Below are 20307 nucleotides of genomic sequence, written 5' to 3' on the forward strand. Positions count from 1 at the left end.
GATCCGTTGTGAACAGCCGAATTTGGCTCGTCTTGCGTCTTCTGGTCCATCGATATCCGCGCGTTCGGGCGGGGGGCGGAAAGCCGAAAATCCAGCAATGCAAGGCCTTTGAGAACTGGCTATCCAAAGCTGCCAGCAGGTCAGTTTCAAAGAACTGTTTTGAGACTATCGGTTTTTCCTGTGGATTGTTGGAAAGTATGCGGAAGGAAATGGTGCAGCGTAAATTGTTCAAAAACAATGAATTAGTAGCGTAAATTTAAGTTACATGGGGCATTTTGAGGTACGAACCTCAAAATTATCTAGACTTGAGGTGCGTACCTCAAATAGCCTTGGAAGTATGCCGCGATTCGCACATCCTCGATTGACGGCGTTAAAAAGGGAGGAATGGATGACTTACACAAAACTGGCCTCGGCCAGCGCAATAGTCCTTGCCGCTACTACTCTTTCTACCAAGGCAAATGCTGAAGACCTGACACTGTGTTGGGCGGCATGGGACCCGGCCAACGCGCTGGTTGAGCTATCCAAAGAATTCGAGGCCGAGTCTGGCCACACAATGAACTTCGAGTTTGTGCCCTGGCCGAACTTTGCGGACCGCATGCTGAACGAGCTGAATTCCGGAGGGAAGCTTTGTGACCTGCTGATCGGGGACAGCCAATGGATTGGCGGCGGAGCTGAGAACGGTCACTATGTAAAGCTGAATGACTTCTTTGATGCTGAGGGCATCAGTATGGATGATTTCGCGCCGGCAACTGTGTACGCTTATTCGACTTGGCCAAAGGGCACGCCAAATTACTATGCGCTGCCTGCAATGGGTGATGCGAACGGTTGGTTCTATCGCAAGGACTGGTTCGAAGATCCCGATATCCAAGCCGCCTACAAAGAAGCAACCGGTCAAGATTTGCGTGAACCGGAATCCCAGAAAGAGCTGTTGCAGATTGCGCAATTTTTCCAAGGTCGCGAGATCGACGGAAAAACCGTGTACGGCGCTGCGATCTTTACCGAGCGCGGTTCGGAAGGGATAACAATGGGTGTGACGAGTGCGCTTTACCCTTGGGGGTTCAAGTATGAAAATACGCCGGGCTCGTATGACATGGAAGGCGCCGTGAATTCACCCGAAGCCGTCGAAGCGCTGGAATTCTACAAAGAGTTCTACAAAACAGCGACACCTCCGGGGTACACAAACTCTTACATGGGTGAAAGCTTGGACGCCTTTAAGTCAGGTCAGGTCGCCATGGCCATGAATTGGTTTGCATTCTTCCCGGGCCTCTATGCCGATCCCAATACCGGTGGCGACAAGATCGACTTCTTCGTGAACCCGCCGCAAAATCAGGCAGGTTCAACGTTGGGCGGGCAAGGGATTTCTGTCGTCAGCTATTCTGACAAACAGGATGCCGCGCTTGAGTACATCAAGTGGTTCGCGCAACCCGAAGTTCAGGCCAAATGGTGGGAACTGGGCGGTTATTCAGCACATAATTCCGTGCTGGAAGACCCCGGCTTCGTGGACAGCCAACCCTTTGCCGGTGACTTTCTGGAAGCCATGGCAGGTGTGCAGGACTTCTGGCAGGAGCCTGCTTATGCGGAATTGTTGTTGGCCATGCAGAAACGTATCCATGACTACGTTGTCGCCGATCAAGGCACCGCCCAGGAAGCGCTTGATCTTTTGATCGAGGATTGGACCGAAGTCTTCGAAGACGAAGGCAAGCTTTAATCCGGAAGCAGGGCAGGAGCGGGTTCAAGCCCGCTCCACCATGACCCGTGTGTCCCAAACCGACAAGAACTGGCAAAGAAATGTCTGACCGGACCATAGATCGCGTTGCGCAGGCAACGCCCACGCGAGTTGCGCGCAAAATCAGAGGGTTATCCGATCGAGCAATTGCTTGGATATTCATTTCCCCGACGATCTTCCTGCTGCTTGCAATCAACATTTTTCCGTTGATTTGGACAATCCAGCTTAGCTTTACCAACTACAAAGCCAATCGGATAGGGCGCGAGGTCAAGGATGTCGGATTTAGGAATTACGAGCGTATCCTGACGGATTCCGACACCTGGTTGAATATGCAGGCGACGGCGCATTTTTTGTTCTGGACGATCTTTTTTCAGGTTCTGATCGGGTTCACCTTGGCGTGGCTAATCAACAAGAAGTTTAAGGGAAACGACCTGTGGACCACGATTATTGTCTTGCCAATGATGCTGTCCCCTGCTGTCGTCGGGAACTTTTGGAAGTTTCTCTATCAGCCTCAGATCGGACTGTTCAACTATATCGTTTCGTGGTTCACCGGCAAAGACCCGTCAAGTTTTGAGATGCTGGGTTCGGTGACGTTGGCGCCCTGGGCCATCGTCATCGTCGACACATGGATGTGGACGCCGTTTGTGATGCTGATCTGCCTGGCCGGGCTGCGCAGTATTCCCGATTACATCTACGAGGCGGCCGAGATCGACAGGGCCAGCAAGCTGCGGCAGTTCTTTACGATTACGATCCCGATGGTGCTGCCATTCCTGATGCTGGCGGTGCTGTTTCGAGGGATCGAGAACTTCAAAATGTTTGATCTGGTGGTGCAGTTGACCGGCGGTGGGCCGGGGTCCGTTACGGAACTCACTTCGATCAATCTCAAGCGAGAGGCGTTTGAGAAGTGGCGTACAGGGTATGCATCGGCTTATGCAATCATCCTGTTCGTCACCGTGTTCGGCCTTGCGTCGATTTACGTCAAAGCCCTGAACAAGGTGAAGCAGAGATGAGCGGCTTTTCCGTCACTGAACCTTCGAACCGGTCCAAATGGATCGCAGGAATCCTGGTCATCACTTATGCGCTGATCACGATGATCCCGCTGGTGTGGATTTTGCTGACCGGGTTCAAATCCCCTGCCGACGCGATCAGCTACCCGCCCAAAGTGGTCTTTGACCCAACGCTCGAAGGTTACGTCAATCTTTTCACCACGCGCACGAGGCAGACGCAGGAGTTTCTGGAAGCCAACCCGCCACAGAACTGGGCCGATGAGATCGTCCGCCAATACGACATGGTGATCGTTGGGCCCTCCAAATTCGGCGAGCGTTTCATGAATTCGGTCATCATCGGATTTGGATCCACGTTCTTGAGTATTTTCCTCGGCACGCTGGCCGCCTATGCGTTCAGCAGGTTCAAGGTACCGCTCAAAGACGACCTTCTGTTCTTCATTCTTAGTACAAGGATGATGCCTCCGGTCGCTGTCGCCATCCCGATCTTCCTGATGTTCAGAAACCTTGGGCTGAGCGACACGCATCTGGGAATGATCCTCCTGTATACGGGCGTGAATATCTCCCTAGCGGTTTGGTTGCTGAAGGGTTTCATCGACGAAATTCCAAGAGAGTACGAGGAAGCCGCCCTTATAGATGGCTACACGAGGTTTCAGGCCTTTTACAAAGTGGTGCTGCCGCAAGCCGCCACAGGCATTGCGTCAACTGCGATCTTCTGCCTGATCTTCGCATGGAATGAATATGCTTTCGCCGTGCTGCTGACTTCGGCCAACGCGCAGACAGCGCCCCCGTTTATCCCCACCATCATCGGTATCGGCGGTCTGGATTGGCCAGCGGTTGCGGCTGGTGCGACGATCTTCCTGATCCCCGTTATGATTTTCACCATCCTGATGCGCAAACACCTGCTGCGCGGGATCACATTCGGAGCCGTACGCAAATGAGCGAGTTTCTTACCGGATTGATGCGGCTCCGCCGCGGCCCGTGGGAGATGGTCGCCACCATCCTGATCGCACTGGGTGTCTTCATGCTGATGCAGCCCTTTGTCCTTTGGGCGTTCACCTATTCCTTCATCGTCACGCTGATCGGAACCGTCATGTTCATCATCGTCAGCCATTTTCCGGAGTAGAAATGGCCCAAATCATAGTCAAAAACGTAAAGAAGATGTTCGGCGATTTCACTGCTGTGCGCGAGAGCTCTTTTACAATTGAGGACGGTGAGTTTTTCATGCTGCTTGGGCCGTCGGGATGTGGAAAGACGACAACGCTCAGGATGATTGCGGGGCTGGAACTTCCGACTTCCGGCGAAATCTATTTGGATGGTGAGGAAATCAGCCAAAAGCCGCCTTCAGAACGTGACATAGCGTTCGTTTTCCAGATGTTCGCGCTGTATCCGCACATGAATGTTCGCAAGAACATCAGCTATCCACTGATTTCACAAGGCATGTCACGTGCAGCCGTCAAAGCCAAAGTCGAAGAAGTTGCCGGAATTCTGGGGATAACTGACATTCTGGAAAGCCCGGTGGGAGGGCTTTCGGGTGGCGACAGGCAGCGCGTTGCACTTGGGCGGGCGATCGTTCGCGAGCCCAAGGCGTTCATGATGGACGAACCTCTTGGCGCTTTGGATGCCGAATTTCGCGAGCATATGGCCGAAGAGTTGCGCGCGCTTCACGATCGAATGGGAGCGACAACGGTTTACGTCACACACGATCAGCTAGAAGCCATGCAGATGGGCGACAAGATTGTTGTCATGAATAACGCAGTGATCGAACAATTCGGAACGCCGCAAGAAATCTACGACAAACCTGCGACCATGTTTGTGGCGGATTTCATAGGATCTCCGTCAATGAACTTCTTGCCGTTTCAGGGAAAAGTGGCACCCGGCTCTGAAAGGGTCAGGCTGAACGGCCATGACGAAGCGGTCCCGAAGCTGATGGAGGGGGCGGAAGGGGAACTGGTCTTCGGTGTCCGGCCGGAACATGTTTTTTTGTCCGACGACAGTGACTATCGGGCCAAAGTTCTGGCAGCTGAATACTTGGGGACAACCCAGATCGTGACATTGCAAAGCCCGAACGGTGAGTTGAAGGCCCGCATCGGCGCAGGTGAAAAGGTTGCGCCGGGTGAAACCGTGGGATTGGATTTCCGTTCGACAACGGTGACTCTTTTTGAGCGCTCCACGGGCCGGGCGCTGAAATCCGCCCTGAACGAAGAGGTGCTGAGCAATGGCTGAAGTCATTTTGCAGAACATCTCGAAGTCATTCGGAACTGTTCAAGCCGTCGATGGTATCTCGATGACAATTCCCGATGGTGCCTTCGTCGTGCTTTTGGGTCCGACAGGTGCGGGAAAAACGACAACGCTTCGATTGATTTCCGGACTCGAGAAGATGGATTCGGGATCGGTACGCATCGCCGGCCGAGATGTTGGCCTGGAAACGCCTGCCCAACGCGATGTGGCGATGGTTTTTCAGCAATATTCGCTGTACCCGCATATGACGGTACGCGAGAATCTGTCGTTTCCACTGCGTTCGCCGATCCTGAAAACTCCTGAGGATCAGATCACGCAGAAGGTGAACGAAGTCGCGGAAATCCTGCAAATCCCGCACAAGCTGGACAACAAGGCCACGGAATTGTCCGGCGGAGAGATGCAACGTGTTTCGATTGGTCGCGCATTGGTGCGGGATCCCCAAATTTTCTTGATGGACGAGCCGCTCAGTTCACTGGATGCCAAGCTGAGAGCGGATCTGCGCGTTGAGCTCAAGAGAATTCAGGCCGACCTTGGGTCCACGCTTTTGTATGTGACCCATGATCAGGTTGAGGCCATGACAATGGCAACGCATATCGGAGTTCTGGAAGAGGGCAGGCTGGTTCAGTACGGCACGCCAAGGGACATCTATGAAAACCCGTGCAGTGTTTATGTTGCCAGTCGATTGGGTCTGCCGCGGATAAATATCCTTCCGTCGGAGTTGTTCGGAGGAGATCACAAGGGCCCGCAGATTGGTCTTCGCCCGGAAAACATCATTGAAGGCGAAGGCAGTGACGCGCGCGTGATACGTGCCGAACACCTGGGTGACCAAACCCGACTTCATCTGGACTTGAATGGCCATCCGGTCGTGACGCTGATCGATGTCCATCAAGATTACCCCGCAGGTAAGACTATCAAAATTAGCCCACAAAACCCGTTGTATTTTGACGCGTCCGGCGCGCGCGTGAATTAAGGAGCAAAAGCATGGCCCAGTTCCTCAACACAAAAGAAACCCTCGTGACCGAGGCGATAGATGGTCTTCTTGCATCCTCAGGTGGGGCACTGACCAGATTGGATGGGTACCCTCATATCAAGGTTGTCTACAGATCGGATTGGGACAAATCGAAAGTCGCCCTGGTTTCGGGCGGAGGTTCCGGCCACGAACCTGCCCATGCCGGGTTTGTGGGCGCGGGAATGTTAACTGCGGCCGTATGCGGAGAGGTTTTCGCTTCCCCATCGGTAGAAGCTGTCCTGGCGGGCATTCTGGCCGTGACCGGTGAGGCGGGGTGTTTGCTGATCGTCAAGAATTATACTGGCGACCGGCTGAATTTTGGACTGGCGGCCGAGCGCGCCCGTGCATTGGGGCGCAAGGTGGAAATGGTGGTGGTCGATGATGACATCGCGCTTCCTGACCTGCCGCAACCGCGTGGCGTGGCAGGGACCCTGTTCGTGCACAAGATTGCCGGAGCATTGGCAGAACGCGGGGCTGATCTGGAAACTGTAACCAAGGCCGCTAAGAACGTAGTCGAGAAAGTAGTCAGTATCGGGATGAGTTTGGACACCTGCACCGTTCCGGGTTCCCCGAAAGAAGACAGGATTGCCCCCGGCAAAGCAGAGCTCGGGCTGGGTATTCACGGCGAGCCGGGTGTTGAGCAGGTGGAGTTCGCAAATGCCGTGACCGCAATGTCCACCGTCGTGGAAAAGTTGCAGCAGCGAGTGGGGGCGGGTGACTGCGTGGCGCTGGTAAACAACTTGGGGTCTACAACACCGCTTGAGATGTCTGTTTTGACGCACGCCTTGTCCGAAACCGGTATCGCGGGACATATTATCGGTCCGGCACCGCTGATGACTTCGCTGGACATGCATGGATTTTCTGTTTCGATTCTGCCGGTTGATCCGAGTGACTTGTTGGCGCTGGAAGAACCGGTCGAGTTGGTGGCATGGCCAGGGGTCAAAACGATAAAGCCGGTTCGAATTGCCCCTTTGCCTGATGGTTTGACCCCGATTGACCCCATCCCGTCGAACAATCCGGCGACCAAGGAAACAATAAATCGCTTGGCAGAACTGCTGATCCAAGCCGAGAAAGACCTGAACGAATTGGACGCGAAATCCGGAGATGGAGATACAGGCAGTACCTTGGCGACAGCAGCCAGATCTTTGCAGGGAAGCCTGGATCGAATGCCTCTTGCGGATCTGACGCAATTGTTTCCCGCGCTGGGCAATGAGCTGAGCCAGACCATGGGGGGATCTTCCGGTGTGATCCTGGCGATCTTTTTCAATGCCGCCGGAGATGCCTGTGCCAGTGGCGCTTCCATATCAAAGTCTTTGGTCGAAGGTCTGAACCGGGTCAGCCAGGTAGGTGGGGCCAAAGTTGGCGACAGGACAATGATTGATGCTCTGGCACCTGCGCTTGAGGCGCTGCCTTCAGGGCTGGTGCAAGCCGCGAAAGCCGCGCGCGAAGGTGCTGACAAAACCGCAAATATTCATCGTGCCAAAGCAGGCCGTGCAGCCTATGTTCCCGAAGAAAACCTGATCGGACATAACGACCCGGGTGCAGAAGCTGTTGCATTGTTGTTCGAAGGCTTGGCACGGGAGATTGAGGGCTGAAAGACACGTGGAAGACCAAAAGCAAAAACTAGAATTGGTGAAAAAGCCAACCGTAAACGACATCGCGCGCGTTGCGGGTGTCAGTCTGGCGACTGTTGACCGGGTCTTGAACAGGCGTCCCGGTGTGCGGGCGGTGACCGTGCAGAAAGTACAAAAGGCGATTGATGAGCTTGGGTATGTGCGCGACACCGCTGCCGCCAACCTCGCGCGGAACCGTGTCTATAATTTCGTCTTTATTCTGCCGGATGCCGGCAATGAATTTGTCGAGGCGATATGCGATCAGATAGCTGAACAATCGCGCGATCAGTTCATAGAAAGAACGCGGGTCACGATAAAAAAGGTCGCTCCGTTCGAGCCTCAGGACATAGTCAACATTCTGGATGGGGTCGACCACCTGAGCGTCGACGGGGTGGCCGTATTCGGGCCGGAAACGCCTTCGGTCCGCGACGCTGTGAAGAGGGTCAGGGATAAAGGCATTCCAGTGGTTGCATTGGTGTCGGACTTGCCAAGCTCGGACAGAGATCATTTTGTCGGGATCGATAACGTTTCGGCCGGGCGAACCGCAGCTCAGCTGATGGGGCGCTTTGTGCATCGTCCGGGTAAGGTTTTGGTTCTGACGGGCTCACGTTTGGCACGTGATCATCTGGAGCGGCGCCAGGGATTCGATCTTGTTGTCGCTGAAGAATTCCCTCATCTCGAAGTCGTGGCGTCTGTCGAGGGCAGGGATGACCCGGATCTGATCTACAAGATGATGCCTGGGATATTTGAGACCTACCCTGACCTGGTCGGAATATACTCTTCCGCCGCGGGCAACGCGGGTTTGGTTCAATTTCTGTCAGAGAGCAGGATCAGCAAGGATCTGGTCATTATCGCGCATGAACTCACGCCGCTTAGTCGTGATGCGCTTCGCCGTGGCACCTTTGACGCGCTGATCTCGCAGGACTCCGGGCATCTGGTGCGGTCCGCCGTGCGTCTGTTGCGTGCAACATCGGACAAAGTGCCTTTCAACAAATCACAGGAACGCATCCGCATCGACATCTATCTGAAGGAAAATTTACCGCCATAGAGGCATTGGTTTCGGGGAGGAAACTGAATGAAGACGATCAAAGGGCCTGCATTATTTCTTGCACAATTTGCCGGTGACGAAGCGCCGTTCAATTCATGGGACGCCATAACCAAATGGGCGGCGGATTGCGGATACAGGGGCGTTCAAGTGCCCAGTTGGGACGGGCGGTTGTTCGACCTTGAAACGGCCGCGACAAGCAAAGACTATTGCGATGACTTCAAGGGCAAAGCCCAAGAGAACGGCGTTGAAGTCACAGAATTATCGACGCACCTGCAAGGCCAACTTGTCGCTGTTCACCCGGCCTATGATACGGCGTTTGATGGTTTTGCGGCCGAAAGCGTCAGGGGAGATCCCAAAGCCCGGCAGGAATGGGCCGTTGATCAGGTCAAGAAAGCGCTTTCAGCCTCTCGGAATTTGGGAATCTCGGCTCATGCAACATTCTCTGGCGCGCTGGCCTGGCCTTACGTGTATCCCTGGCCTCAACGTCCTGCTGGTCTGATTGAAACCGCATTTGATGAGCTCGCCCGTCGTTGGGTGCCGATTTTGGACCACGCCGAAGACTGTGGCGTTGATGTTTGCTATGAAATCCACCCCGGCGAGGATCTTCATGACGGGGTGACATACGAAATGTTCCTTGAACGAACAGGCAACCATGCGCGGGCGTGCATGCTGTACGACCCGTCGCATTATGTCCTGCAATGCCTCGATTACCTTGACAATATCGACATCTACAAAGACCGCATCCGGATGTTTCACGTAAAGGATGCCGAGTTCAATCCGACCGGAAGGCAAGGTGTCTATTCCGGCTATCAAAGCTGGGTCGATCGCGCAGGGCGGTTCAGGTCACTCGGTGATGGACAGGTGGATTTCGGGGCTGTCTTTTCCAAGATGGCGGCAAACGACTTTGATGGCTGGGCCGTGGTCGAATGGGAATGCTGCCTGAAACATCCCGAGGATGGCGCGCGTGAAGGTGCTCAGTTCGTTTCCGATCACATTATTCGCGTGACCGAGAAGGCCTTTGACGATTTTGCCGACGGCGGCACCGACGAAGCGGCCAATCGGAAAATGCTGGGGATAGGCTGATGGTAACAGGACGCAACGAAGAAAGAACGGGGCGCATTCGCCTTGGTATGGTCGGCGGTGGAAACGATGCTTTCATCGGTGGTGTCCACCGCATAGCCGCGCGACTGGATGACAAGTTCGAGCTGGTAGCAGGCGCGTTGTCCTCGACGCCCGAAAAATCCCGGGAAAGCGGCGAGGCGCTGGGCCTCGAGCGGGTTTACGATGACTTCAAGCAGATGGCGATGCGAGAAGCGCGTTTGAAATCCGGGATCGAAGCGGTTTCGATCGTCACGCCAAATCACGTTCACTATGCTGCCGCGCGTGAGTTTCTGAAACGCGGCATTCACGTGATTTGCGATAAGCCGCTTACGTCGACCCTTGGTGATGCGAAGAAACTGGTCAAAACCGCTGAAAACTCAAACGCGCTGTTCATCCTTACCCACAACTACACGGGCTATCCAATGGTTCGGCAAGCGCGTGAGATGGTTGCCAACGGGGATATCGGCAAAATCCGCGTGGTTCAGGTTGAGTATCCGCAAGACTGGCTGACCGAGCCGCAGGATTTCAAGCAGGCCGAATGGAGGACTGATCCGGAACGCTCCGGTGCCGGAGGATCAACCGGTGATATTGGAACTCATGCGTATAATATTGCCTGCTTTGTAACTGGAATGAGGGCAGAAAGCCTTGCGGCGGATTTGCAGGCTTTTGTGCCGGGTCGTCAGGTCGACGATAACGCGCATGTGTTGCTGAGGTTCCAAGGCGGAGCCCGTGGCATGCTGTGGTCTTCGCAGGTTGCGCCCGGTAACGAAAACGCTCTGCGATTGCGTGTGTACGGCGAAAAGGGCGGCATCGAGTGGGCTCAGGAAGACCCGAACTATCTTTGGTTTACTCCTTACGGAGAGCCAAAGCGTCTGATCACCCGAAATGGGGCTGCGGCAGGGGATGCGGCCAATCGGCTCAGCAGAGTGCCTCCGGGACACCCCGAAGGTTACCTGGAAGGGTTCGCCAATATCTATGGCGAAGCAGCCGAAGCCATTCTGGCGTTCAGAAACGGAAGTTTACCTGACGCATCCGTCGTCTATCCAACGGTCCAGGATGGGCTTGAAGGCGTCAGGTTTGTGGCCGCATGCGTGCAAAGCTCTGCCAGAAATTCGGCCTGGGTCAAGCTGGAGTGAGGCTTTCTGCTTTGCGGGTTGAATTGCCGGCCTCGTATGAAAAACCGGGTTGAGGCGGGCAGGCGCCTCAACAATCGACGCGGCCATTTTGTATAAGCTAACTTAGGCCGTGTCACAAACAACGTGCTGCTAGCACTTCCACGGCGTCATCAAAGGTTTGGGCGCTATTCTCGGCCCGCGCCGTCAGATGAGCGCCTTCCAGCAAGGCCAATGCCGCGCGTGCTTCTGCTTTCGGATCTTCAACGCCAGTGATCGAATGATCGGTTTTGCCAAGCGCAAAGACATTCTCGATCCACCGGGTCATCATGCGCCGGAACTCGCGGATTTTGTCGGTGACCTCATTCGACAAGCTCTCCCGGCTGATGATCAGCGACACACATAAACACAGGGTTTTTCCGTCGTTCAAAGCCGCGCGATACAGCGCGATCAGTGCACGCATGCGCGCGCCCGCCGTTTCGCAAGTTTCCTCGATCTCGTCGCAGCGTCCCATAAACTCGGTATGGTAGCGCGTCATCAAAGCGGCAGAAAGCGCGGCTTTGGTCGGGAAGTGATAGTGGATCGATGCCTTGCGGATGCCCACATCATTGGCAAGGTCGGCATAGCTGAAGCCGTCGAAGCCTTTGCTACGTACGGCAAATTCGGCAGAATTCAGCAAAGCGGTTTTTGTATCTATTTCCATGCCACGTTCATCCTATTTGCGCTCAACAAAGCTATTTGCGCTCAACAATGCCGCGGTGTTTTCTGCTGCTTCCAATGCACCTTCCAGATATCCCCCAAATTGCGCGGCTGTTTCGGTGCCACTGAAAATGATCCGGTCTTCCCAGATCCGTGTCATGGCCTTCGGCATGCCGTACTGCGGATGGGCATATACGGGCTGAAGGTCCAGGTTGGTCGCTGTGAAGCGATCAAACGCCCAGTCTTTTAGCAAAAGCGCGCCGGGGCTGGTCGCCTTGCGCCCGAACAATCGCCCCAGCTGAGCCAGAACCTGCTGCCGCAAATCCCCTTCATCCCGGCGAGCTTGCGCGGGGATGCCGATGAAACCGAACAGCGCGAAGGGACCACCGCTGGCAGGCGACGCGTCGTGGATTTCCACCATGGGACCGTGCCGGCTCATAGCATCCCCTGACAGTCCGTCTTCGCGCCAGAACGGAGTGTCATAGACCGCAACCGCTTTGGCCTGCCCGGCCATCCAGGTCGCGATGTGCCGCATGGCTGACAACGTGCCATCGGGCAGGGCGGGCTCATATATCAACTCGGCCGCGATACGTGGGGGCATGGCAAGTACCACACGGCTTGCCCAAATATGCTGCCCAGATTGCGTAGTGACCCGAACCCCGCCTTCGGTGCGGGCCAAGGCGGTGATCTGCGTGGACAGGTGAATTGCCCCATCCGGCAACCGTGCCGACAGCGCATCTGTCAAAGCAGAGAGCCCCCCGACCAGACGATAAGACCCTTCCATGGATGAAAGCCCGCGGCCCCGCTCAACACGGCCCTGTTCATCTTCGAAACTCAGCGCGCCGGAACTGAATTGATCAAACTGGTGCAGGCCCAGCCGGTCTGTCAGCGCTGCGATACGTGGCTGGCCGGGCCAGAACCAAGCCGGACCCATGTCCAGATGGGCGTTCCCCTGAACCTCGGTCAGAATGCGTCCGCCCAGACGGCTGCGCGCCTCAACAACCAGAACTTCCTGACCCTGATCCACAAGCTGTGTCGCCAGGCTGAGCCCTGAAAGCCCACCGCCGATGATGAGCGTATCGGTGCGCATGGATCAGAACCCCTCAGTTGAAGGACGCAGGTCCAGCTCTTGGGTCCAAGTCGACCTGGGTTGTTGCGCCAGTTGCCAATATACCTCGGCAATATCTTCGGGCTTCATCATTTTGGCTGGGTCCAGACTGTGCCGGTCGCGTGACCGGGCCGTGTCGATTATGCCGTCCAGAGTGACATGCGTGATATGCACGCCTACCGGTTGAAACTCTCGTGCAAGCGATTGTGTCAGCCCGCGCAGGGCGAACTTGGCCGAAGCAAATGCTGAAAACTGTGCACCACCGCGCAGAGAGGCGGTTGCACCCGACACGATCAAGGTTCCGCCACCGCCACGGACCATCGGCTGCATCACCGATTGCGCCAGCACGATCAGCGTTTGCACCATCGACGTCCAGCTGCGCTGGTAATCGTTCAGCGTTGTTTTCAGGAAGGGTGAGATCACCAGTTCTGCGGTGTTGTGCACCACGATCTTGGGCGGCCCGTAAGTGGCAATCAAATCGGCTATGACCGGTGCCGTTTCGCCGGGGTCGGACAGATCGACCTGATGAAAGGAACCGATTGGGTTGTCGGGTTGGGTTCGGCCCAGACCCACGGTCACCATGCCTTCGGTTTGGAAACGTGACACCAATGCCTGGCCAAGCCCAGCCCCCGCTCCGGCGACAAGCGCCAAGGGTTTTGGTTCAGCCATCGGTTACACCCCCGGCGGTTGGGCGTAAGGCAGGTGGCCTGTCTTCATCCAGATCTTGGCCCCGTTCGCCCCCGCAACGGCCGTCAGGCTGTGGCCTTCAGGCAGGCGCAGCCAATCGTTTTTGACCAGTTGTTCCCCGCCTTCGGTGACCGACCCGTCGATGATCAGAACCTCGATCCCGCCAGGGGCGTCCGAGCGCAGCGTCGCGCCCGCGTCCAGATGGGAGTAGGTCACTATCTCGCGCGCATCCTCATGCAGGACTGCGGTGGCGATGCCGTTCGCGGGCGCGCGCAGCTCATCCACCATGTTTTTGCGAAACTGGGTTCGGTCGTTCATGTCGAACTGCCAGAGCTTGACGAAGATCGTGCATCCCGGTTCCGACCCCGGTGTGTGTTGCGAGGTTGGCGGATTGCGCACATAGGTCCCCACCGGATAGTCGCCGTGTTCATCCTGAAATACACCGTCAAGGACAATGAATTCCTCGCCGCCGGTATGGGTGTGGGCAGAGAAATGACTGCCCGGCGCATAACGCACGATAGTGGTGGCCCGTGCGACCTCGCCTCCGATCCGGTCCAACATCCTGCGATCCACACCCTTCATAGGAGAGGCCTGCCATTCCAGCTGGTCTGAGTGAACGACAACGCGGTCAGAGAAGTCCGAATTGATTTCCATGGGGTCAGGTCTCTTCCTTGGTTACGACGCATGATATTATCTACTAGTAGGTAGGTAAGCGCCAGCTGCAAAACTAGAATACTCGACACGTTTCACAGAGTGTTGAACGGTTTCTTGTCATGGGGGCTTGGTCGTACGATTAGGTAGTGGAACCGCCACGGAGAGGTTTCACGCCTCGTTTTGAGGGTGGGGCGTGCGCGACACGCATTATCAGTTGCAGCAATATCTGCTTGATATCAATTGCTTCCTGCAAAAAGAAAGCATCAAAAGCCGTTTTGAAACTGGCTGTGGTTTTCGCACGAGGCAATTCAGTGCTCATGAAAACAGCGGGTATCTTCGGTTTCGGGGGTTTCGGAAGTACCGCATTGAATTGCAAGAAGCCGAAACAAACTTATGATAATATCGCATTCATGAGGTAGAAAGACGTAACCCTTGATGGGCAACGCATCCGCATGCTTCACTTTCGGGGCTATGTCAGCATTTGATTTTGCTGGCCCCAAAAAACCGAAAGGCACTACCTTTCCACACTAAAAACCTGAGCGCACCGCTGCCCGAGAGGGTGAGAAAAACAAGCGCGGAAGCTACCCAACACGGAGATATCAGATGAAAAAAATTGCAACGCTACTTGGAAGCGCGTCTTTCGCGATTGCCGGGCCGGCCATGGCCGCGGATATCGTGATCGGTGTGCCCAACTGGGCCTCGGTGAACGCCACGGCACATATTCTTGAGGTCGTGATCGAAGAAAACCTCGGCCTGGACGTGGAATTGCAAAATGGCACCAACCCGATTGTCTTCGAGGCGATGGACAGCGGTTCGATGCATGTCCATCCGGAAGTGTGGATGCCCAATCAGCAGAACCTGCACGATACCTATGTCAAGGAAAACGGCACCGTCGTCATGAACCAAAACCCGGTTCAGGCCGAACAGGGCATGTGCGTGCCGACCTATATCGCGGAACAATATGACATCAAATCGATCGATGACCTGAGCGACCCCGACAAGGTTGCGATCTTTGATACTGATGGCAACGGAACACCCGAGGTATGGATCGGTGCGCCGGGTTGGGCGTCGACCGTTGTCGAGAAGATCCGGGCCAAGTCCTATGGCTATGACCAGATCTTCGAGCTGACGGAATACGAAGAAACCATTGCCTATGCCAATCTGGCAAATGCGACCAAAGCGGGCGACCCGTGGATAGGGTTCTGCTACAGCCCCCACTATATCTTCGTGACACAGGATCTGACGGTTCTGGAAGAACCGCCTCATGATCCGGCCACCTGGACAATCGTTCAGCCCACGGATGATCCGGATTGGTTGTCCAAGTCCGAGGCGTCCTCGGCCTGGAACGGAGCAACGCTTCACTTGCACTACGCCAAGGAACTGGAAGAGAGCTATCCCGAAGTGGCCGCCCTGTTCAGCAACTACCAGATGACAGGCGACGATCTTAGCGCGATGGGCAAGGCACTGGCCGTCGACAACATCGAAGCTGCGGATTTCGCCAAGGAATGGGTGGCTGCGAATGAAGACACCGTCATCGGCTGGCTGACCAACTAAATCACCACTCTTCGGGCCGTCGCGCAAAACCGCGGCGGCCTTTTTCTGTCGGGCAGGGCATCGCCCTGTGGGGGATAAATGGACGAACCTGTCGTAAAATTAGAAAACGTTTGGAAGATCTTCGGCTCGCGTGCGGAAGAGGCAATGGAAGCGGTCAGAAACGAAGGCATAGGCAAGCCGGAGGTTCTGGAGCGGTTCAACTGTGTTGTAGGCGTTCAGGGCGCCACGTTCGAAGTGCCGAGGGGTGAGATTTTCTGTATCATGGGGCTGTCCGGCTCGGGCAAGTCCACATTGGTGCGACATGTGAATCGATTGATCGAACCCACGGCGGGTCGGATCGAGATTCTGGGTCACGACGTTTCGAAACTGTCGGAATCCGAGTTGCGCCGCATTCGCGCCCAGCAAATCGGGATGGTCTTTCAGCACATGGCGCTGATGCCGCATCGTTCCGTGCGCGATAATGTGGCCTATCCGTTGGAGATCCGAAAGGTGTCCAAGTCAAAGCGCTGGGCCGTCTCGGATCACGCGCTGAGCCTGGTGAACCTGACAGGTTACGAGGACCGCCTGCCCAAAGAGCTTTCGGGCGGGATGCAGCAACGCGTGGGGATCGCGCGGGCGCTGGCCTCGGACCCGGAAATCCTGTTGATGGATGAACCGTTCTCTGCCCTTGATCCGCTGATCCGCCTGCAATTGCAGGACCAGTTCAAAGCACTTGTGGCGCAGCTCAAAAAGACCACGCTGTTCATCACCCACGATCTGGACGAAGCCATTCGGATCGGCCACCGGATTGCGATCATGAAAGATGGCGTCATCGTACAGATCGGAACCCCCGAAGACATCGTCATGAACCCGTCCGACGATTACGTGCGCGAATTCGTTCAGGGCATCTCAAAGCTCAAACTGGTCAAGGCGCATTCCATCATGGAGCCGGTGGGCAGTTACTCAGGGCCACTTGACGGTGCGCCCCGAGCCGACGAGGGCGCGGATCTGGATCAATTGATCGACCTGGCCGTGAATTCTGATCTGCCGGTCGTCATCACGGATGCGGGTATCGATGTGGGTGTCGTGACCAAGCCGCGCCTGTTGCGCGGTATCCAGGGGGGCAAAAATGACTGATGCTGCAACAGAGATGAAAGTAACGGCCGCCTCTGATATCGAGGTCGATCGCGAGGCCCTGGACCTTTCCATCAAAGAGTTCGCGGGTCCGAACGGTGACTACTATGTCAATGCGTTCCACAAGATTCATGATGCGACCAGCGCGATTCCCAACACGTTCAACAAGTGGGCCGCGGTGCTGGGGCCATTCTGGTCTGCGTCACGCGCCATTTGGGGCATGTTCTGGACCTTTCTGATCCTTGAGATCATCGCGTGGGTCCAGATCGGCAGGGGCGCGTGGGGCAATCCCGGCGCGGATTTCGCCGAGCGCGCTGCGCGTCAGCAGGAACGTGCGGCCGAACTGTTGGCGCGCGCAGCGGATGCCACGGAACAGGCCGATATCGACCGTTTCACCAAACTGGCCGAGAACATACAAAAAGCAGCGGCCACAAGTCTGGAAAGGGCTGCCGCCGCCCAGTCCGAGGCGGCAGGAATCCTGATTACCGGGTTGTTGATGTTGCTGGTGTTCAAGTTGGTTCAAGGGTTCTACGCCGACCGCGTCTACGAGAAACAGTATTCGAACTGGCGTATCGATCCGGAAAGCACTGAAAGTGGGCGTTCGACCCGTAACATCGTCATGGGCGCGATCCTTGTTGCGGCAATCGGACCATTGATTGTGTACAAGTTCACAGTGAACGCATCCCTTCCATTGCTTGACGCGTTCCCGGAACAGCAAGTGTCTGCGATGTTTCTTGGCGAAGGCAACGGCACGCTGTTCTCGAGCCTGGCAAACTGGATGGAGGCCAGGATTGATGCGGCTGCAGCGGCGGGCGGCGACATCTTTGACGGGATCGTGGCGGGCGTGCGATCGGTGCTTGATGCGCTGACGATTGCACTGATTGGGTCGCCCTGGCCGGTGGTCATGCTGGTCATCTGTGTGACGGCCTGGCGTGCGGCGGGACCAAGGGTTGCCATCTTCACCGCGTCTTCCCTGGCCTATATCGCGTTGCTGGGGTATTGGGACGTGGCGATGGAAACGGTTGCTCTGGTCGGTGCGGCGGTGTTGCTGTGCGTGGTTTTCGGCATTCCGCTGGGTATCTGGTTCGGCAAATCGCAGCGCGCCTATCGCGCGGCGGAACCGGTTCTGGACCTGATGCAGACGCTTCCTGCCTTCGTCTACCTTATCCCGATCATCGCCTTTTTCGGCACCGGCAACCCGCCGGGAATTCTGGCCACCATCATCTTTGGCATGCCGCCGGTGATCCGCCTGACGGCGCTGGGCATGCAAGGGGTTCCGGAAAGCATCAAGGAGGCTGCGGTCGCCTTTGGTGCGTCGAAATGGCAATTGTTGAAGGATGTGGAAATCCCTCTGGCGCTGCCATCGATCATGACGGGTGTAAACCAGACAATCCTGATGTGCCTGTCCATGGTCGTGATCATCTCGCTGATCGGCGGGGGCGGCCTGGGCAAGGAAATCCTTGAGGCGCTGCAATACGCCGCCAAGGGGCCGGGTCTGCTGGGTGGCTTTGCGATCCTGTTCCTTGCCATGGTCATGGACCGGATCGTGCAGGGCGCGTTCCGGCGAGAAGACGAAAAACTCTGAACGCAAACGCCCCCGGTTCCGATCGGGGGCGCTTTTCTTTGATCCGGGGAAGCCATGACAGATCCGTATGAACAATCGATGATGGACAACCTGTATTGGTGGGGCGTGCCTACATTGTTCCGGTGTCCCAATGTCGGGCCCGAAGGGCAGGATATCGCGCTGGCGGGCGTGCCGCATTCGACGGGCAACGGCACGACCGAACGGGACCAGCACTTGGGGCCTCGCGCGTTGCGGCATGTCTCGGCCGTACAACGCAGGGTGCATTCGGTTTTTGAAATTGATCCCTGGCAGAGCGCGCGGATCGCCGATGTTGGTGATGTGCCTTTTCCAAAGGCCAACGACAATGAAGATTGCATCGAACGCATCACTGAATTCTACAAGACCATAGACACGGCCGGAGCGCGCCCCGTTTCCATCGGAGGCGACCATTCCATCACCGGTGGCATTGTGCAGGCCCTGGGTGGCGGCAAACTTGCTGGCGGGCAGCCGGTCAGCTTTCTGCATCTGGACGCGCATACGGATGTCTTCACCAAGGTTGATCACTTTCTTGGTGCCAAGAAATCAGCGGCTCACTGGGGGGCCTATCTGGCCGATCAGGGGCAGGTGGATCCAACCCGGTCGATGCAGATCGGTCTGCGGGGCCATCCACGCAGCCTGGACTGGCTGCAACCGTCTTATGACTACGGGTACAATATCGTCACAGTGCGAGAGTTCCGACAGCGCGGGTTGGCCGATGTGGTCGCGCAGACCAAAGAGGTTTTGGGTGACCGCCCGGTTTACATCACCTTCGATCTGGACTGTCTGGACCCAACCGTCGCGCCGGCCGTGTCCAATCTGGAACCGGGTGAGAAGGGGTTTGACATAGATGAGGCGGTCGGCATCCTGCGCGCGGCGCGCGGATTGAACATCATCGGCGGCGATGTGGTCTGCATGATGCCCACCAAGGACAGCCCCAACAACATCACCGCGCTGACGGCGGCGGCCGTGATGTTCGAGATGATTTCGATGATCGCCGAGAACGTCGCGCGGGCCTAGCGCCGCGCGTCGATCGCCTGTGCCAGAACACACAGCAACTCGAACATCAGCGAGATGCCAAGCCACGCCGTTCCACCTTGGGGGTCGAATGGCGGTGACACTTCGACAAGATCGGCGCCAACAAGGTTCAGACCGGACATCCTGCGAATGACCTGCTGGGCCTGAAAGCTGTTGGGCCCGCCGATTTCAGGTGTTCCTGTGCCGGGGGCGTAAGTTGGATCGACAAAGTCGATGTCATAGGTGCAATAGGTCGGCTGCATGCCAACGATATCGCGTACCTCGTTCATAACGTCGACCATGCCCCTGTCGAACAGTTCTTCGATACGGATGATGCGGATGCCCTGCGCCTCGCCCCATTCGATATCTTCAGTGTTGTAGGCCGTGCCGCGAATCCCGACTTGTACAAAACGCTTCGGGTCCACCAACCCTTCCTCGACCGCTCGGCGGAACGGGGTGCCGTGGGTGAATTTGTGACCTCCGAAATAAGTGTCGAACAAGTCCGTGTGACTGTCGAACTGGATCAGGCCAACCGGACCCGAAGCGGCCAGGGCTCGCAGGACGGGCAGGGTGGTCAGGTGATCCCCTCCGGCGGTCAATGGTGTGATGTTGCGGGCTTGAAGATCCGTGTAGAAACGCGTGACCCGATCCAGCGTGTCTTCTATGTCGACGGGATTGGGGGCGACGTCTCCTAGATCTGCGCAGTTCACCATTGAAAACGGTGCCACACCCGTAACCGGGTTCATCGCCCTGATCATGGTGGAATAATCTCTTAATTGCCGCGGACCATGCCGGGCGCCGGGGCGATTGGTGGTTCCGCCGTCCCAAGGGATACCGACGATACCCAGTTCGACTTCCGAAATCCGTTCGTGCGCCAGATCCAGCATGGGCAGGCGCATGAATGCGGGAATGCCGGCAAATCGGGCCAGTTCCATGGCGGACACCGGTTGAAAAAATGAATCGGCCATGATGCCCCATCCTCTGCAAGTTTCCTCAGTGACCCTAACGGTTCAGGACCGGG

Annotated in this window: 20 protein-coding genes; 15 read left to right on the forward strand and 5 right to left on the reverse strand. The window is 56.4% G+C overall.

Annotated features, from left to right (window positions below):
- Nucleotides 1-388 precede the first annotated feature (388 nt).
- The 10 genes from GOW31_RS01655 to GOW31_RS01700 all read left to right on the forward strand — a co-directional run bounded on the left by GOW31_RS01655 (nucleotide 389) and on the right by GOW31_RS01700 (nucleotide 10878).
- Nucleotides 389-1708: an ABC transporter substrate-binding protein gene (locus GOW31_RS01655; RefSeq protein WP_171167435.1), complete on the forward strand. Its 1320-nt coding sequence runs from the start codon at nucleotides 389-391 to the stop codon at nucleotides 1706-1708.
- An 80-nt stretch (nucleotides 1709-1788) separates the two neighbouring features.
- Nucleotides 1789-2736: a carbohydrate ABC transporter permease gene (locus GOW31_RS01660; protein ID WP_171115163.1), complete on the forward strand. Its 948-nt coding sequence runs from the start codon at nucleotides 1789-1791 to the stop codon at nucleotides 2734-2736.
- On the forward strand, nucleotides 2733-3671 hold the full coding sequence (locus GOW31_RS01665) for a carbohydrate ABC transporter permease (RefSeq protein WP_171115165.1): 939 nt from the start codon (nucleotides 2733-2735) through the stop codon (nucleotides 3669-3671). Before GOW31_RS01660 ends, GOW31_RS01665 begins: the two co-directional genes overlap by 4 nt.
- Complete coding sequence (locus tag GOW31_RS01670) at nucleotides 3668-3856, forward strand: hypothetical protein (RefSeq protein WP_058274732.1); 189 nt, start codon at nucleotides 3668-3670, stop codon at nucleotides 3854-3856. The genes GOW31_RS01665 and GOW31_RS01670 overlap by 4 nt, the downstream gene beginning before the upstream one ends.
- 2 nt (nucleotides 3857-3858) lie before the next feature.
- A complete protein-coding gene (locus GOW31_RS01675) occupies nucleotides 3859-4956 on the forward strand; it encodes an ABC transporter ATP-binding protein (protein WP_152458515.1) in 1098 nt (365 codons plus the stop codon).
- Nucleotides 4949-5941 (forward strand): ABC transporter ATP-binding protein, encoded by a 993-nt coding sequence (locus GOW31_RS01680; RefSeq protein WP_171167437.1) that lies wholly within the window; start codon nucleotides 4949-4951, stop codon nucleotides 5939-5941. Before GOW31_RS01675 ends, GOW31_RS01680 begins: the two co-directional genes overlap by 8 nt.
- An 11-nt stretch (nucleotides 5942-5952) precedes the next feature.
- Complete coding sequence (locus tag GOW31_RS01685; protein ID WP_152458513.1) at nucleotides 5953-7575, forward strand: dihydroxyacetone kinase subunit DhaK; 1623 nt, start codon at nucleotides 5953-5955, stop codon at nucleotides 7573-7575.
- Between the two features lie 37 nt (nucleotides 7576-7612).
- On the forward strand, nucleotides 7613-8641 hold the full coding sequence (locus GOW31_RS01690) for a LacI family DNA-binding transcriptional regulator (protein ID WP_367397080.1): 1029 nt from the start codon (nucleotides 7613-7615) through the stop codon (nucleotides 8639-8641).
- Between the two features lie 27 nt (nucleotides 8642-8668).
- Nucleotides 8669-9724, forward strand: a complete 1056-nt coding sequence (locus GOW31_RS01695) for a sugar phosphate isomerase/epimerase (RefSeq protein ID WP_171167441.1) — start codon at nucleotides 8669-8671, stop codon at nucleotides 9722-9724.
- A complete protein-coding gene (locus tag GOW31_RS01700) occupies nucleotides 9724-10878 on the forward strand; it encodes a Gfo/Idh/MocA family protein (RefSeq protein ID WP_171167443.1) in 1155 nt (384 codons plus the stop codon). The genes GOW31_RS01695 and GOW31_RS01700 overlap by 1 nt, the downstream gene beginning before the upstream one ends.
- A gap of 112 nt (nucleotides 10879-10990) precedes the next feature.
- Here the strand turns inward: GOW31_RS01700 and GOW31_RS01705 are convergent, their stop codons facing one another.
- Genes GOW31_RS01705 through GOW31_RS01720 form a run of 4 tightly spaced genes read right to left on the reverse strand, consistent with a single transcriptional unit; the run spans nucleotide 10991 to nucleotide 14002 of the window.
- On the reverse strand, nucleotides 10991-11557 hold the full coding sequence (locus GOW31_RS01705; protein ID WP_171167445.1) for a TetR/AcrR family transcriptional regulator: 567 nt from the start codon (nucleotides 11555-11557) through the stop codon (nucleotides 10991-10993).
- Between the two features lie 12 nt (nucleotides 11558-11569).
- Complete coding sequence (locus tag GOW31_RS01710) at nucleotides 11570-12643, reverse strand: NAD(P)/FAD-dependent oxidoreductase (RefSeq protein ID WP_171167447.1); 1074 nt, start codon at nucleotides 12641-12643, stop codon at nucleotides 11570-11572.
- Nucleotides 12644-12646: 3 nt separating this feature from the next.
- Complete coding sequence (locus GOW31_RS01715) at nucleotides 12647-13330, reverse strand: SDR family NAD(P)-dependent oxidoreductase (protein WP_171167449.1); 684 nt, start codon at nucleotides 13328-13330, stop codon at nucleotides 12647-12649.
- A 3-nt stretch (nucleotides 13331-13333) separates the two neighbouring features.
- A complete protein-coding gene (locus GOW31_RS01720; protein WP_171167451.1) occupies nucleotides 13334-14002 on the reverse strand; it encodes a cupin domain-containing protein in 669 nt (222 codons plus the stop codon).
- Nucleotides 14003-14195: 193 nt separating this feature from the next.
- Between GOW31_RS01720 and GOW31_RS01725 the strand changes: the two genes are divergently transcribed.
- The 5 genes from GOW31_RS01725 to GOW31_RS01745 all read left to right on the forward strand — a co-directional run bounded on the left by GOW31_RS01725 (nucleotide 14196) and on the right by GOW31_RS01745 (nucleotide 19289).
- A complete protein-coding gene (locus tag GOW31_RS01725) occupies nucleotides 14196-14399 on the forward strand; it encodes a hypothetical protein (protein ID WP_171167453.1) in 204 nt (67 codons plus the stop codon).
- Nucleotides 14400-14605: 206 nt separating this feature from the next.
- On the forward strand, nucleotides 14606-15556 hold the full coding sequence (locus GOW31_RS01730; RefSeq protein WP_152458505.1) for a glycine betaine ABC transporter substrate-binding protein: 951 nt from the start codon (nucleotides 14606-14608) through the stop codon (nucleotides 15554-15556).
- A 78-nt stretch (nucleotides 15557-15634) separates the two neighbouring features.
- Nucleotides 15635-16672: a glycine betaine/L-proline ABC transporter ATP-binding protein gene (locus GOW31_RS01735; RefSeq protein ID WP_171167455.1), complete on the forward strand. Its 1038-nt coding sequence runs from the start codon at nucleotides 15635-15637 to the stop codon at nucleotides 16670-16672.
- A complete protein-coding gene (locus GOW31_RS01740) occupies nucleotides 16665-18254 on the forward strand; it encodes a proline/glycine betaine ABC transporter permease (RefSeq protein WP_171167457.1) in 1590 nt (529 codons plus the stop codon). Before GOW31_RS01735 ends, GOW31_RS01740 begins: the two co-directional genes overlap by 8 nt.
- 54 nt (nucleotides 18255-18308) lie before the next feature.
- Complete coding sequence (locus tag GOW31_RS01745; RefSeq protein ID WP_171167459.1) at nucleotides 18309-19289, forward strand: arginase family protein; 981 nt, start codon at nucleotides 18309-18311, stop codon at nucleotides 19287-19289.
- Here the strand turns inward: GOW31_RS01745 and GOW31_RS01750 are convergent.
- Nucleotides 19286-20254 carry an agmatinase gene (locus GOW31_RS01750; protein WP_171167462.1) on the reverse strand — a complete coding sequence of 323 codons (969 nt, stop codon included), beginning with the start codon at nucleotides 20252-20254 and terminating at the stop codon, nucleotides 19286-19288. The two genes, GOW31_RS01745 and GOW31_RS01750, sit on opposite strands and share 4 nt — an antisense overlap.
- Nucleotides 20255-20307 lie beyond the last annotated feature (53 nt).

It is taken from the genome of Ruegeria sp. HKCCA0370, from assembly GCF_013033705.1.
Classification (GTDB): Bacteria; Pseudomonadota; Alphaproteobacteria; order Rhodobacterales; family Rhodobacteraceae; genus Ruegeria.